Here is a 13,067-nt window from a genome sequence, read left to right on the forward strand (position 1 = left end):
CCGCGAGGGTAGGCGTTGCCGACGGATAACGGTGGGCCACGTCGGATATCCGGGACTAATCACAATCGGGGTGGGCTCGCATCGTGGGCGCGGCACGAGCGGCCCGTCCGCCGATGTCGCCGGTGGCCGGACCTGTGGCCGGGAAAAGACTCCGACCAGGATCGATAGCGGGAACATCCATCGAATAGTTACCTCCGCCGCATAGTGCCAGTTCACGCACCGCTTCTCCGGACAACAGGCAGACCTCTGCCAGTTCATGACGTTTGTCCGCAAGAGACCCGGGTAGTTGCCACCATGTCGCTGGTTTCGCCGAGGCGAAGCCGGGCGGACAGGTCGATCGCATATTCACTCTCCTTCCGAGGACACCCCGCCATACGCGGGGCCATCGAATTCGAAGATCGAGGAGGAATCATGACCGGGTTGCTCGACGAGATCATCGGTAATTCCGTGTACGACCGAGGTGGCGACAAGATCGGCAAGGTGAAGCAGATCTACCTCGACAATGCTTCCGGCTCGCCGACGTGGGCGGCGGTGTCCACCGGCTTCTTCCACGACGACTCCCTCGTCCCGCTGGCCGGTGCGCGGCATCAGGCGGGGTCGGACCAGTTGCAGGTGCAGGTCGACAAGGAGGAGGTGAAGTCCGCGCCGCATATCGCCATGGACCACGACATCAGCGCCGACGAGGAGCAGCAGCTGTTCGTGCACTATCACGTCGACCCGCAGCGGGCCGGGTGGGACGCGTTCGCCGACTCGGCAGGGCAGCAGGGCGATTCGGACGAGCAGCGGCGCGGAGTTCGCGGTGCCGACGAGGGACTGGTGCGCTCGGAGGAGCACCTCGAGGTCGCCAAGCAGCGCGCCGAGAGCGGCCGGGCCCGATTGCGCAAGTACGTGGTGACCGAGGAGCAGACCATCAAGGTGCCGACCTCGCACGAGGAAGTTCACCTCGTACGGGAGCCGATCACCGATCCGAATGCGGTCGGGACCATGGACTTCGGCGAACAGGAGACCGAGGTGGTCCTGCACGAGGATCGGGTCACGGTGACCACCGAGGCGGTGCCGGTCGAGCGGGTCCGTCTCGCGGTCGACGAGGTGCAGGACAGCCAGACGGTGTCCGGCACCGTGCGCAAGGAACGCTTCGAGACCGAGGGCATCGACGAGGACCCGAAGCGTAAGGGATAGATCATCGGCAGCGCCGGGCTCCGGAGCCAGGGAAGGCTCCGGAACCCGGGGCACCTGCGGGACCACCCGGCCCCGCACGGATGCGATGCTTGGCGGATGGCGTCGGAACAGTCGGAACCGCAGGGTGGGCGGTGGGGAGAGCACAATCTCGAGCGGCGGCGCGCCATCATGGAGGCGCTGATCGCGCTCATCGACGAATCCGAACCCGGGACCGATGTTCCGTTGCAGTCGATCGCCGAGCGCGCCGGGATCCGGCGGTCGGTGATCTACCGTCACTTCACCGATCGCAAGGATCTCGACGCGAAGACCCGAGAGTTCGCGGTCGAGTCCAATGTCGACCGTCTGATGCCGACCTTGGATATGTCGGACAGCCTGTACGACACGGTCTTTCGGATCATCGACCCCTATGTGGCGCTGGTCGCGGACCGGCCGCGCCTGCACGAGTGGGTGGAACAGGGGCCCGGCAGTCAGGATCCCGCCGGGCGCGCCGTGGTGGTCGGTACGAAATCCGCTATCGCCGAACGCATTTCCGCGCTGTTCTCGATGTCGATGGCACTGCTCGGCATCGAGGAGCCGGGCGTGGAGATCGCGGCCTACTCGGTGGTGTCGATGGTCGACGGCGCGGTGACGCACTGGGTGCGCAGCGATCCGCGCGAGATGGCCGCCGCTGACGTGTCCCGGCTCCTGACCGACTCGGTCTGCTTCATGGTCGACGGCCATGCCCGCACGCACGGCATCACGATCGATCCGCATCTCCCCCTACACGATCTGCTCGCCCAGACGACGGCCGACCTCTGATCCGCACCCTCACCGACCGCGGAGCCACGCGGTAGCGGCGAGCGAAATCTGATTGCGACACAATGTCGCGATCACCCTTGTCCATGCCGACACTCCCGGGGTACCGTCGTGTCACGTCGTGATCGCGACATCGTGTCACGTTCATTTGATCAGGAGTGGTGGGCATGGAATCCACAACGCATATCGCGTCGGCACACACCGACGAGGACTACACCGAAACCCTCGCGACCCTGTCCTACGGATCGGTCCACAAGCGGTTCGATCCGTACATCGACATCGCCTGGAGCGACCCCGCGTTCGCGGTCCGCACCGACGACGAGCGCTGGATCCTGCCGCCCGCGGATCCGTTCGGCGCACACCCCTGGTATCGCGCCCTGCCGAAGGATCGCCAGATCCACATCGGCATGTGGCGTCAGGCCAATGTCGCCAAAGTCGGCCTGCAGTTCGAGAACATTCTCATCCGCGGGCTCATGCAGTACGTCTTCTCGCTGCCCAACGGCTCTCCCGAATTCCGTTACTGCACACACGAATCCATCGAAGAGTGCAACCACACCATGATGTTCCAGGAGGTGGTGAACCGGATCGGGATGAATGTCGGCGGCATGCGCACCTGGGTGCGCTTCGTCGGGCCGCTGGTGCCGTTCCTGGCCTCGGCCTTTCCGGAGTGGTTCTTCGTCATGGTGCTGGCCGGCGAGGAACCGATCGACCACGCCCAGAAGACGCTACTGCGGGCGGGCGGGGACACCCATCCCATGATCGAGCGGGTGATGTCGATCCACGTGGCCGAGGAAGCCCGGCACATCAGTTTCGCGCACAACTACCTCGAACAGGCTGTGCCCAGGATGGGCAGGCTGAAGAAGTTCACGCTGTCCGTGCTTTTCGCGCCGACCATGCGCATCATCTGCGATCTCATCGCGGTGCCCACCCGAAAGTTCCGCCGGGACTGCGACGTTCCGCGCCACGTGGTGAACGAGGTTTTCTGGAGCAGCCCGGAGTCACGAAAAGTACTGCGCGACTTCTTCGCTGATGTCCGCATGCTGGCCAACGACCTCGGCCTGATGAACCCGCTCGCCCGCCTGCTGTGGAAGATCTGCCGGATCGACGGCGACGTCTCGCGCTACCGCAGCGAACCCGCCCGCACCGCGCACTGAGCCGCGCCCGTGCCGCACATCGTCACCCAGTCCTGCTGCAACGACGCCTCGTGCGTCTACGCGTGCCCCGTCAACTGCATTCATCCGACCCCGGACGAACCCGACTTCGGATCGTGAACGCGCGGCCATCCCGCACCGCGGCGGGCGGGTGATCGATCCCGCCACCGGCGACCCCGTCCCCGGCACCTATGCCGCCGGCTGGATCAAGCGGGGGCCCAGCGGATTTCTCGGCACCAACAAATCCTGCTCGCGCGAAACGGTCGAGGCACTGCTCGCCGATGTCGAGCACACCCGGCCCGTCCTGCGGGACGACGCGGCCCTGCACGAACTCCTCATCAGCCGCATCCCCGGATTCCCGAGCATCGGCACCTCACCACTGCCCGTAAGAACGCTGTGGCACAAGGCTCTTCGCCGCCCGCCCGCCACGGTCTGATCTCGACGAAGAGAGTCCTCACGTGAACACCAACTATCGCTCGTCCTGGCTGGACGATGACCTCGACGCGTTGCGCGAACTGGCGCGCTCCTTCTGCGAGAAGGAGATCGCACCGCATATGGAGCGGTTCATCGAGCAGCACCATGTGGACCGCGACCTGTGGCGGACGGCGGGTTCGCTCGGCCTGCTGTGCATGTCCATTCCGGAGGAGTACGGGGGCGGCGGTGGCACTTTCGCGCACGAGGCGGTCCTGATCGAGGAGCAGGCCCGGATCGGGGATTCCTCGTGGGGGGCCGCGCTGCACAGCGGGATCGTGGCGCATTATCTGCTCGCCTACGGGACCGAGGAGCAGAAGCGGTTGTGGCTGCCGCGCCTGGCCTCCGGCGAGGTGGTCGGCGCGATCGCGATGACCGAGCCCGGCACCGGGTCGGATCTGCAGAACGTGAAGACGCGGGCCGTGCGCGACGGGAACGAGTACGTCGTCGGGGGTTCGAAGACGTTCATCACCAATGGCGGTCAGGCCGACCTGATCATCGTGGTGGCCAAGACCGGCGGTGACGGGGCAGCGGGCATTTCGCTGATTCTCGTCGAGGGCGATCGCGCGGGCTTCCGACGCGGACGCGTGCTGGACAAGATCGGCCAGCGCGGCCAGGACACCTCGGAGCTGTTCTTCGACGAGGTCCGGGTGCCGGTGTCGAACCTGCTGGGCGCCGAGGAGGGGCAGGGTTTCATCCAGCTCATGCAGCAGTTGCCGCAGGAGCGGCTGATTCTGGCGGTGGGCTCCACCGTGGCGGTGGAAACCGCTCTCGCCCAGACCCTCTCGTACACCCGGGAGCGTGAGGCCTTCGGCAAACCTGTCTTCGCGTTCCAGAACACCAAATTCACCCTCGCCGAGGTCGCCACGGAGGCCCGCGTCATGCGCGTGTTCACCGACGACTGCATCGCCCGGCACATTCGCGGTGAACTCGACATCACCACCGTGGCCATGGCCAAATGGTGGACCACCGAACGGGCCATGGCCAATATCGACGAGTGCCTGCAGCTGCACGGCGGCTACGGCTACATGACCGAATACCCGATCTCTCGGCTGTGGGTCGACAACCGGGTACAGAAGATCTACGCGGGCACCAACGAGATCATGAAGGAGATCATCGCCCGCTCATTGTGAGCATTGCGGCGCCACAGCATGTCTCGTCCCCGAGGTCCGGAGTCAGTACCCCGTGGGCACTCCACCGGTGAACAGGGCGAGCACCAGCGGCAGCGAGACCAGCAGCAGGCAGGCGACGACATTGGTCCACTTGTAGGCGACCAGGATCGCGATGAATTCGCGCAGGATGGCGCTCGGGAGGTAGTAGAACGCCGTGCGAGCGCCGGTCACCTCCGCGTCGAGTTTCAGCCGACGGGCCAGGATCGCCGTGCGCAGCACGTGAAAGTTGCTGGTGACCAGCACCATTCGGGTGGAGACGCCACGCTCGCCCAGCAGTCGCTTGATGAAGAGCAGGTTCTCGCGGGTGGTGGTCGACTGCTCCTCGCGGGCCACGCTCTCGGGCGGGATGCCGCGGGCGATGAGGTAGTCGGCCATCGCGGAGGCTTCCGACACCGCCTCGTCGTCGCCCTTGCCGCCGGAGGTGATGATCACCGGATGTCGATCGGCGGCAACCTCCTCCCAGTAGATGTGAATCGCTCGATTCAAGCGGCTGGCGAGCAGCGGCGGCACGCGCGCACCCATGAGGCCGCAACCGGGCACGACGATGGCATCCATTCCGGGCTGGTACGGCATCGAGCCGTAAATCAGTGCATACAGAACGAAACTGGCGAATACGAATCCGAAATAGCCCACCGCCATCAGCACGGAGGCCAGTGCCACGGACCTGAGATTTCCAGTTACCGCCGCGAGACCGAGCAGTCCATACGGGAGCAGCAGGACAATTCCCGGCCCGAACGACATCAGATTCCCGGCTCGAAAGCCTTCATTGCGCACCATTTCCCGGCCGTTACCGATCAGCAGACCGGCCAGCACCAGCACCACCAACGGCGAAAGCACGATCAACAGTCGCACCAGCACGCGGGCCAGGTCGACATCGTCACCCGATCCGACCGCCCAGACTCCGGTACACATCAGCGCCAGCATCAGATAGACGCCATTGCTCACTCGCCGCCGGTCCAGATGGAACCGCAAAGCGAATACTCCCAAAAGAACCAGCCCGCCGATGAGCAGAATCACGGGGTCACCCTAGAGCCCCGGGAAAACGGCCCTCGAAACGGGTACCGCTGAACGCCATGCCAATTCATACAGCCGGACAAATCACACGCCCGTTCTCATCGACAATCCACTATCCATGGGGACGCCGCCGTCTCCCGCGCTCGCCTATTCTCCGGCTATCCGTCCTCGGCGATGAACTCCTCGATGATGTCGGTCAGCGCGGCCGGATCCTGGAGCATGGGCAGGTGCCCGGCCGGGAGTTCGCGGTGGAAGGTGCCGCCCAGTTCAGCGCGGTACTTCTCCTGTGCGGCAGGGAGAAACTCTCGGTCCTGCGTTGTGCGGACATATCCGCGATGAGTGGGAAAGGCACGTGGGGAGACGCGATCGCGGTAGAGGCGCTGGGATTCGGGATCGAATTCCGCGACGATCCGATCGATATCGGCGGCCGCGAGACCGGTGCCGAGCCCGGAGCGGATCATGCTCGCGGGCGGTCGAGTTCCCGACAGCCGCATGACGAGTCCGACGATGTAGCGCTCGGGAATCGGGAGCGCGCCCAGGAACGAGGTTCCGGGGGTGGGGAACGATGCCGCGACGCCCAGCAGGGCGTCGACGCGGTCGGGCGCCACCGCGACGATCTCGCTCGCCACCACCCCGCCGACGGAATGCGCGACGATCGTGAACGAGCGATCCGGGGCCTGTTCGAGGACTGCCTCGGCGTAGTGCCGCAGGGTGGCGCCGGAGGTCCTGGGATACGACGCGACGACCGATTTGGCGGTCAACTCCGCGCGCACGTCCTCCCAGATCCATTCGGGAAGACCCGCACCGCCGAGAAAAAGGATGGGCGAGGGCTGGGGCCTCGGTGCAACCATTGGAGCGATTCCGTTCTCATGTTCGTCTGGGTATCAGGGGAAATCATCACCGGGCAGACCTGCCGGATCGGGCCGTGGCCTGCCCCGGGTCCACACCATCCGGGGCGCGCGTCAGACCTGACCTGGGCGGTCGGCTTCTGCCTGTGAGCGGAGGCGTCAGAGCGCCGCGCGTAGACCGGTGAACAGCGCGTTGATCGGTTCGGCGACCGGGGCGGGGACCTCGGGACCGAGCGCGGGCATGGCGTCGAGTGCCCCGCGCAGGGACGAGACCGCGTTCGCGCCCACCGGACCGCAGGCGGCGACCGTGTCCACCGCCGCCGAGATCTGCTGCGCCGCAATCGATGCCGCGGGCTCCGATCGCACCGCCTCGGTGTTCGGGATCGACGCGGAAACCTCGGCCACCGGCGGTGTGCCGGGAGCCGGGACGTCGACGCCCGCACCCAGTGCGCCACCGGCCGCGCCACCGATGATCGCGCCCGGGATCAGCCCGAACGCGTCGGACGGAATGAACGCGAGCAGGCCGCCGATGGTGCACCCGGCCAGACCGCCGACCACCGCGCCGAGCGGCGCGCCCACACCGACCGTCGGCGCACCGCCGATGACGGCGCCCGCGATACCGCCCACCGCCATCCCCAGCGCGCATCCCGCCAGCCCCAGCGGGGCGGCGAGCAGCACCTTGCCGACATATGCGCCCGCGACCCCACCCAGGATCGTCGAGGCGGTGCGGCGATCGGCCGAGTTGGCGGGGAAACCCAGATTGTCGTACGTGGTGGCGATCTGCCATTGCGCGGTGTCGATGCCGGCCTGGGCTTGATCACGCACGCCGGAGTCGACGAAGTCGGGCAGCTGCACGATGTCGGCGCCGACCCGCAATGCATGCGGATTCGACTGCGCGGCGGCAGGATCGGCCGCGGTGTCGGGTAGCACGGTCGACTCCGGTTGCGCCGGTTCGGCCGCGGCAAGGCCCTGGCCGGCGACCAGAAGCGTCGGAAGTACGGACAGGGCAGCGAATTTCCGCATGACGGCCATCGACGCATCCTCGATCCGACGAATCACCGTCGAGCCTCCCGGGAGCGGACCCGAAACTACGGTGACCACGCTGGGCGCTGATCTTACCCCGAATCCTTTGCACCACAACCGGATCGATCAGGGTCCAGCGATGAACGCCTCCACCCCGGCTCCTCCCACCTGATTCCAGGCGTGCCGACGACCGGCGGTGATGAGCAGCAGCGCGGCGATCGGGCCGCTGATGGGCTCACCTTCACCCTGCGTCAGGTCTGCGTACGGAGGTATGCGATTCCGCGTGGGGAGAGGCGGTAGCCGATGTCGAGGCTGTAGGTCAGGCCGAGGTTCTTGAGCTTTCGGACATCTACCTTGAATTTGGCTGTGTCACGGCCGGCCCGTGCCGCCAGATCCGGTGCGCGGGTGGCCGGGAACCGCTCGATGAGACGCAGGGTGGGTAGGGTCCACGGCCCGACCGGGCTGGTGGTGTCCATGCGGGTGAGTTTCGCTGTGAGGGTGGCGATGTCGCCGTCGGTGAGCTGGTCCGAGGCGGCCAGCTCCGCGCGCGGATCGGCGTCCTGGGCCATGCGGATGCGGAGCAGGTGGATCGGGTCGGAGTCCTCGCCGCGCAGATCCGCCAGGACCGCCGCGACCGAGTCGTAGCCGGCGGCCCGGGCGTCGCGGAGTCGAATCCGGCCGGGCCGCACGATCTCCTGGGCCTCCACGACGATTCGGCCCGCACCGGTTCGATAGGTCTGCCCGGCCGTGGTCTGCGGTGTGCGCCAGCGGCGGAACAGTACGGTCACCGAGCCGTCCTGGATTCCCGCCCAGCGTTTCTTCTCGAGCAGCATGCGAACCCCTCACCAGCGCGGATACCGGTCACTGCCATTCAAGCATTCGGCGCCGGGTGTGGCTCACAGCTCGCGCAGCGCCGTCGCGACGATCTGCTCGGGGGTTTCGGTGACGTCCACGATCACCCCGGCCTCATCGTCCGACAGCGGCTCCAGCGCCTCGAACTGGGAGTCGAGCAGTGATTCCGGCATGAAATGCCCGGAGCGACCGGCCAACCGGGCGGCGATGACCTCACGGCTTCCGTTCAAATGGAGAAATCGCACGTCACCGGCGGCGCGCAGCACATCGCGATAGCGACGCTTCAGCGCCGAGGAGGACACCACTCCCCCGTGACCGGCCCGCGCCCGGATCCACTCCGCGATCGCGGCCAGCCAGGGTGCGCGATCCTCGTCGTTCAGCGGGACGCCCGAGGCCATCTTGTCGATGTTCGCCTGCGGGTGGAAGGCATCGGCCTCGGCGTATTCGACTCCCAGCCGCTCGGCCAGCAGCGCCCCCACCGTGGTTTTCCCCGACCCGGACACACCCATCACGACAACGACCACATTCGCCAGATCCCGGGACATGAGTGGTCACGGTAGCCGATCCGGATACCCGCGCGGTAGCACCGCCGCCGCCGAGCGGACCTGGTCAGCGGCCTGTGGGATCGACATCTCGCGGCTGGAGGCGGACATGCGCAAGATCGGTCAAGCGCGGGTCTGTGGGCACGGGCCAGACTGAAACGCGTGACTGGTGGACGGGACCGACTGCGGGAGATGCTCGACGCAGTCCTCGATGAGGACAACGCGACATTGGGCGATATGGCGGCAGGCGCTTATGCCTCACCCTTTCATTTCACCCGGCAGTTCTCACGGCGGACGGGTGAGCCACCGGTGGCCATGCGGCGGCGGGTTCTGTTGGAGCGGGCCTGCTGGCAATTGAGCACGGGGGCGGCCGTCACGGATGTGGCGTTCGCGGCGGGCTACGAGTCGGTCGAAGGATTCAGCCGGGCCTTCAGCCGGGCGTTCGGACATCCGCCGAGCGCGACTCCCCGTGGGCAGGTGCGCAATTGGCTCACCGCGGCCAACGGAATCCATTTTCATCCACCGATGTCACTGTGGGTGGAGAGCGACCCGAAGGGCAGATCCGATATGGACCCGACGGCAATGCTGCTGCATCACGATCTGGACGACACCCGTGAACTGCTCAGGCTCGCAGCAGGTCTCGACGACGAGCGGTATCGGCTGGTGCGCAACGACACCGCGGCCCTGGACTGGGACGGCGCCGATGATTCGATCGCGTCCACCCTGGATCACCTGATCCGCTCGAAAGAGGTGTGGCTCGCGGCGATCGAGGGCACCGAGCATCCGGCTCGCGGATCCGATGACATCGACGCGTTGAGCGTGCGGCTGGACGATGTCTCGGCGCGCTGGACGGCCGTCGTACGCGATATCGATCGCCGTGGCGGCTGGGGCGACACCCTCATCGACGCACTCTGCGATCCGCCGGAGAGTTTCGTCCTCGGCAGCGTTCTCGCTCACGTCCTCACCTACTCCGCATACCGCCGCCAATTGATCCGCCAGTGGCTGCGCACCGAATTCCGCGACAGCACAACGGAAATAGACAGCGGAGACCCGATTCTCTGGCTACGCAACAGGAGCTGACCCATGACCCACACCGTCTTCTACACCGCCACCACGCTGGACGGCTTCATCGCCACCCCGGACCACTCCCTCGAATGGCTGCTGTCGCGAAAGTCGGACGCGGACGGCCCCATGGGGTACAACACCTTCCTCCCGACCATCGGCGCGATCGCCATGGGCGCCAGCACCTACCAGTGGCTCCTGGACAACTCGCCCGCCGGGGAACCGTGGCCCTACACCGTCCCGACCTGGATCTTCACCCACCGCACCTTTCCCGCCCGCACCGACGCCGTCGACGTCCGCTTCACCCACGACCCGATCCCCGAGGTCCACGAGCGGATGTCGGAAGCCGCGGGCGACAAACACATCTGGATAGTCGGCGGCGGTGACCTGGCCGGCCAGTTCGCCGACCACACGCTCCTGGACGAAATCATCGTCTCCATCGCCCCCGTCACCCTCGGCTCCGGTCAACCCCTCCTCCCGCGCCTGCTCGAACTGAAAACCACCGAGGTGGCCCACAACGGCGAGTTCGCCGCCATCCGGTACGAGGTGCTCCACCCCTGACCCGTCAGCCGGGGGCGCGCACCGACTCCGCGATCCAGTCCAGTGATTGCCCGTGCGCGCCCGCGTAAGCGAGCGGCTCCCCATCGAGGCTGAGCACGAAGCTTCCGCGAGACATATTGGGGGGCAGCGGAAGTCGTGCGGCGACCGACTCGATCACCCCCACGCCCTCGTTGGCGATCCAGCGGCATCGAAGGTCCCGCACCAGCGCCTCGAACGCACGACGGGAGGCGGGATCGAGATAGCCGAGCACCGCGCTGCCGAAGACCACCACGGTGGTATCGGCCGCAGCCGCGTCGACGAGATCCGCGACCGAATCGAGGAGATCACCGGTAACCAGGTGGGGTGGCTCCGCGCGAGCGACACCGGCCGCGGCGCGCAATCGCCGTAGCCGGTGCTGCTGTTCGGGCCAGATCAGGCATTCGAGCCAGCGCATCTCGTCGACGTCGCCGACGTCGAGGGGATTCAGATCCACCCCGGCGCGTGACAGCACTCGCGGAAGAGTCGCGGGCAGCGGCGGATTGCCCGTCGTCTCGCAGGTCAGCACCACCGGCGAGGGACCGTCGGCGGGATCGATGACCACCCGGCCGTCGAAGTTGTAGCTGTACCTGTCGGGATACAGGCACAGTCCGGCCGAGGCTCCCACCTCGATCAACGACAGCGGTCCCGGAATGCTCGCCAGCGCCGGAAGCAGAACGGCCGCCCGGCCCGCCTCATTGGTCTGGGTACGCCGGACCGACGCCACCCCGGCAACCTGTGCCCAGTGCCGGATCAGCCAGGTTCTGAACGCGGAATACCTCGACGGCTCGGCACCGAGGTACCGGCATGCGCCCAGGACGAGATTGGGCTGTCGCTTGTCCGGTGGGAGTTGGTCGATCAACTCGAGAACGTCTTCATCACAAGCGATTTCACGACACCATAGTTCGTAGCACGGCGAATTCCCTCGCGCCTCGTTCTCGGCGAAGAGTTCATAGCGGCGGGAAGTATCCACGCGCCCCTCCAATTCCCCCGACCGGGTCCCCGCGACCTGGCCGCCGCTCCCGACGCTACCAACACCCCGCTGTATCGCACGCGCTCGCTCCGCGGCGAACCTCGCGGCCACGGGGTCGATTCGGCCGGAATCCCGAATGCGCGGGTATGCGAACAGTCTTGTTCTTAAATGATATCGTTTAACTCGCGAGGGGTTGTCGAGTGACGGTCGATCGCGATCCCTCGAAAGGATTTGAGTACATGCGTTCTCTTGTCGGTGCTGTCGCGATGACGCTCGGATGTGTGGCATTGCTGAGCGGGATGACCGCACCCGTGGCCGGTGCGGAATCCGATCCGGGTCAGGCGAATTCCGGGAAGTCACTGGTCGTGATGGGCGATTCGAATACCGCCAATGCGACCTGGGCGACAATGCAGGCACAGCCCACCGGCGTGGCTTGTCCACATCTGTCCACATCCTGGCCGACGCAGTTGGCACAGCGAATGGGACTGTGGGAGAACGGCGACATCGAAGACGTGTCCTGCGTCGGGGCGTACATGTATCGGCACGGCGAGGATCCCTACTGGACCGCCCTCACCGAAGCGCGCCAGGCCGCGGCGGCGGGCGCGTTCGGAACCCGCACTCGCGCAGTACTTCTCCAGTTCGGACTGAACGACGCCTGGGGAGCGAATCACGAGGCGCAGTCCGCCCTGCTCCCCTGCCTGTTGAACGTCCTGCACGGTTGCAGTACCGCCGACGCGGCCTCGGACGGTTATCCACCGACCCTGCTGACCGGTCAGGACTACGTCGAGCACCTGCGCGACATCGTCACCTACATCCGCTACTACGCCCCCAACGCGCGAATCGTGCTGGTCGGCTACCAGGAACTGCACACCCCCGGCGACGACGCGATCTGCATGGACGTCCTGGGGATCCCACTCACCCTCCCGCACGCCGGCGCCGTCACCGACGTCTTCGACAGCCTCCGCCGAGCCCCGCGCGACGCGGCCGCGCTCCTGGGCATCGAATACTTCGACGCCGCGGCGGTGACCGCGGGGCACGGCCTGTGCGCACCCGACCCGTGGCTGAACGGCATCTTCACCCCCGGCCCCGACCTCTTCGGCCAGCCCGGCCACCCGACCGTGCAGGGCGACAGCGCGGTAGCCCAGGCCCTGCACCACTTCCTGACCGACCCCGCCGGCTGAGGACACCGCTCTTCCCCTGCACCCGGTCATCGAACTGCCCGGTTCCTCACCAGAGATTGCCAGGTTCCCGTAACCCCGGCGGCTTACGCTCTCACCCATGACGCCACTGCAGCGGTACATCGCAGAGGAAATCGCCACCGATCACGCCGAGGGCCTAGTCGGCCGGCGGGAGGCGTTGCGCAGGCTGGGGCTGCTGGGGCTGGCCGCGCCCGCGGCGATCGCGCTGCT

General features: G+C 66.7%; 13 protein-coding genes and 2 pseudogenes. 9 read left to right on the plus strand and 6 right to left on the minus strand.

All coding sequences use genetic code 11. The features are described from left to right. Positions 1-411 precede the first annotated feature (411 nt). From NJ1_RS19055 to NJ1_RS19075, 5 genes and pseudogenes are all read left to right on the plus strand, one after another. A complete protein-coding gene (locus tag NJ1_RS19055) occupies positions 412-1,179 on the plus strand; it encodes a PRC and DUF2382 domain-containing protein (protein ID WP_067696011.1) in 768 nt (255 codons plus the stop codon). A gap of 96 nt (positions 1,180-1,275) precedes the next feature. Next, entirely contained in the window at positions 1,276-1,977 is a 702-nt protein-coding gene (locus NJ1_RS19060; RefSeq protein WP_067696014.1) for a TetR/AcrR family transcriptional regulator, read from the plus strand. Between the two features lie 164 nt (positions 1,978-2,141). Continuing rightward, positions 2,142-3,128: an AurF N-oxygenase family protein gene (locus NJ1_RS19065; RefSeq protein WP_067696017.1), complete on the plus strand. Its 987-nt coding sequence runs from the start codon at positions 2,142-2,144 to the stop codon at positions 3,126-3,128. Positions 3,129-3,258: 130 nt separating this feature from the next. Further along, positions 3,259-3,409 (plus strand): annotated as a pseudogene (locus tag NJ1_RS41185) (hypothetical protein); the annotation flags it as partial. Between the two features lie 174 nt (positions 3,410-3,583). Further along, positions 3,584-4,729, plus strand: a complete 1,146-nt coding sequence (locus NJ1_RS19075) for an acyl-CoA dehydrogenase family protein (protein ID WP_067696022.1) — start codon at positions 3,584-3,586, stop codon at positions 4,727-4,729. 42 nt (positions 4,730-4,771) lie between these two features. Here NJ1_RS19075 and NJ1_RS19080 read toward each other — a convergent pair whose 3' ends face one another. The 5 genes from NJ1_RS19080 to NJ1_RS19100 all read right to left on the minus strand — a co-directional run bounded on the left by NJ1_RS19080 (position 4,772) and on the right by NJ1_RS19100 (position 9,050). Then, the gene (locus NJ1_RS19080; RefSeq protein WP_067696025.1) at positions 4,772-5,785 is read right to left on the minus strand and encodes a YdcF family protein; all 1,014 of its coding nucleotides are present in this window, start codon (positions 5,783-5,785) and stop codon (positions 4,772-4,774) included. A 155-nt stretch (positions 5,786-5,940) separates the two neighbouring features. Continuing rightward, complete coding sequence (locus NJ1_RS19085; RefSeq protein WP_084478488.1) at positions 5,941-6,633, minus strand: alpha/beta fold hydrolase; 693 nt, start codon at positions 6,631-6,633, stop codon at positions 5,941-5,943. Between the two features lie 156 nt (positions 6,634-6,789). After that, positions 6,790-7,662: a hypothetical protein gene (locus tag NJ1_RS19090; RefSeq protein ID WP_157574083.1), complete on the minus strand. Its 873-nt coding sequence runs from the start codon at positions 7,660-7,662 to the stop codon at positions 6,790-6,792. A gap of 242 nt (positions 7,663-7,904) precedes the next feature. Then, positions 7,905-8,486, minus strand: coding sequence for a hypothetical protein (locus NJ1_RS19095; protein ID WP_067696033.1), 582 nt, complete (start codon positions 8,484-8,486; stop codon positions 7,905-7,907). Positions 8,487-8,549: 63 nt separating this feature from the next. After that, the gene (locus NJ1_RS19100) at positions 8,550-9,050 is read right to left on the minus strand and encodes a gluconokinase (RefSeq protein ID WP_067696036.1); all 501 of its coding nucleotides are present in this window, start codon (positions 9,048-9,050) and stop codon (positions 8,550-8,552) included. A gap of 159 nt (positions 9,051-9,209) precedes the next feature. Between NJ1_RS19100 and NJ1_RS19105 the strand changes: the two genes are divergently transcribed. Continuing rightward, positions 9,210-10,127 carry a helix-turn-helix domain-containing protein gene (locus NJ1_RS19105; protein WP_245717457.1) on the plus strand — a complete coding sequence of 306 codons (918 nt, stop codon included), beginning with the start codon at positions 9,210-9,212 and terminating at the stop codon, positions 10,125-10,127. 3 nt (positions 10,128-10,130) lie between these two features. Further along, a complete protein-coding gene (locus NJ1_RS19110) occupies positions 10,131-10,670 on the plus strand; it encodes a dihydrofolate reductase family protein (RefSeq protein ID WP_067696041.1) in 540 nt (179 codons plus the stop codon). A gap of 4 nt (positions 10,671-10,674) precedes the next feature. Here NJ1_RS19110 and NJ1_RS19115 read toward each other — a convergent pair whose 3' ends face one another. Next, complete coding sequence (locus NJ1_RS19115) at positions 10,675-11,658, minus strand: DUF2332 domain-containing protein (protein WP_067696044.1); 984 nt, start codon at positions 11,656-11,658, stop codon at positions 10,675-10,677. Positions 11,659-11,897: 239 nt separating this feature from the next. On the opposite strand from NJ1_RS19115, the gene NJ1_RS19120 reads away from it, so the two are divergent. Both NJ1_RS19120 and NJ1_RS40585 read left to right on the plus strand, forming a co-directional pair. Continuing rightward, positions 11,898-12,839: an SGNH/GDSL hydrolase family protein gene (locus tag NJ1_RS19120; RefSeq protein WP_157574085.1), complete on the plus strand. Its 942-nt coding sequence runs from the start codon at positions 11,898-11,900 to the stop codon at positions 12,837-12,839. Between the two features lie 97 nt (positions 12,840-12,936). Then, positions 12,937-13,067: pseudogene (locus tag NJ1_RS40585) on the plus strand (dienelactone hydrolase family protein); the annotation flags it as partial.

It is taken from the genome of Nocardia jejuensis NBRC 103114 (assembly GCF_001613145.1).
Taxonomy (GTDB): Bacteria; Actinomycetota; Actinomycetes; order Mycobacteriales; family Mycobacteriaceae; genus Nocardia; species Nocardia jejuensis.

Coding starts and splice junctions, on each gene's coding strand:
- NJ1_RS19120 (WP_157574085.1), top strand. CDS start 11,898: ATGCGTTCTCTTGTCGGTGCTGTCGCGATGACGCTCGGATGTGTGGCA.
- NJ1_RS19085 (WP_084478488.1), bottom strand. CDS start 6,633: ATGGTTGCACCGAGGCCCCAGCCCTCGCCCATCCTTTTTCTCGGCGGT.
- NJ1_RS19055 (WP_067696011.1), top strand. CDS start 412: ATGACCGGGTTGCTCGACGAGATCATCGGTAATTCCGTGTACGACCGA.
- NJ1_RS19100 (WP_067696036.1), bottom strand. CDS start 9,050: ATGTCCCGGGATCTGGCGAATGTGGTCGTTGTCGTGATGGGTGTGTCC.
- NJ1_RS19095 (WP_067696033.1), bottom strand. CDS start 8,486: ATGCTGCTCGAGAAGAAACGCTGGGCGGGAATCCAGGACGGCTCGGTG.
- NJ1_RS19090 (WP_157574083.1), bottom strand. CDS start 7,662: ATGGCCGTCATGCGGAAATTCGCTGCCCTGTCCGTACTTCCGACGCTT.
- NJ1_RS19110 (WP_067696041.1), top strand. CDS start 10,131: ATGACCCACACCGTCTTCTACACCGCCACCACGCTGGACGGCTTCATC.
- NJ1_RS19065 (WP_067696017.1), top strand. CDS start 2,142: ATGGAATCCACAACGCATATCGCGTCGGCACACACCGACGAGGACTAC.
- NJ1_RS19060 (WP_067696014.1), top strand. CDS start 1,276: ATGGCGTCGGAACAGTCGGAACCGCAGGGTGGGCGGTGGGGAGAGCAC.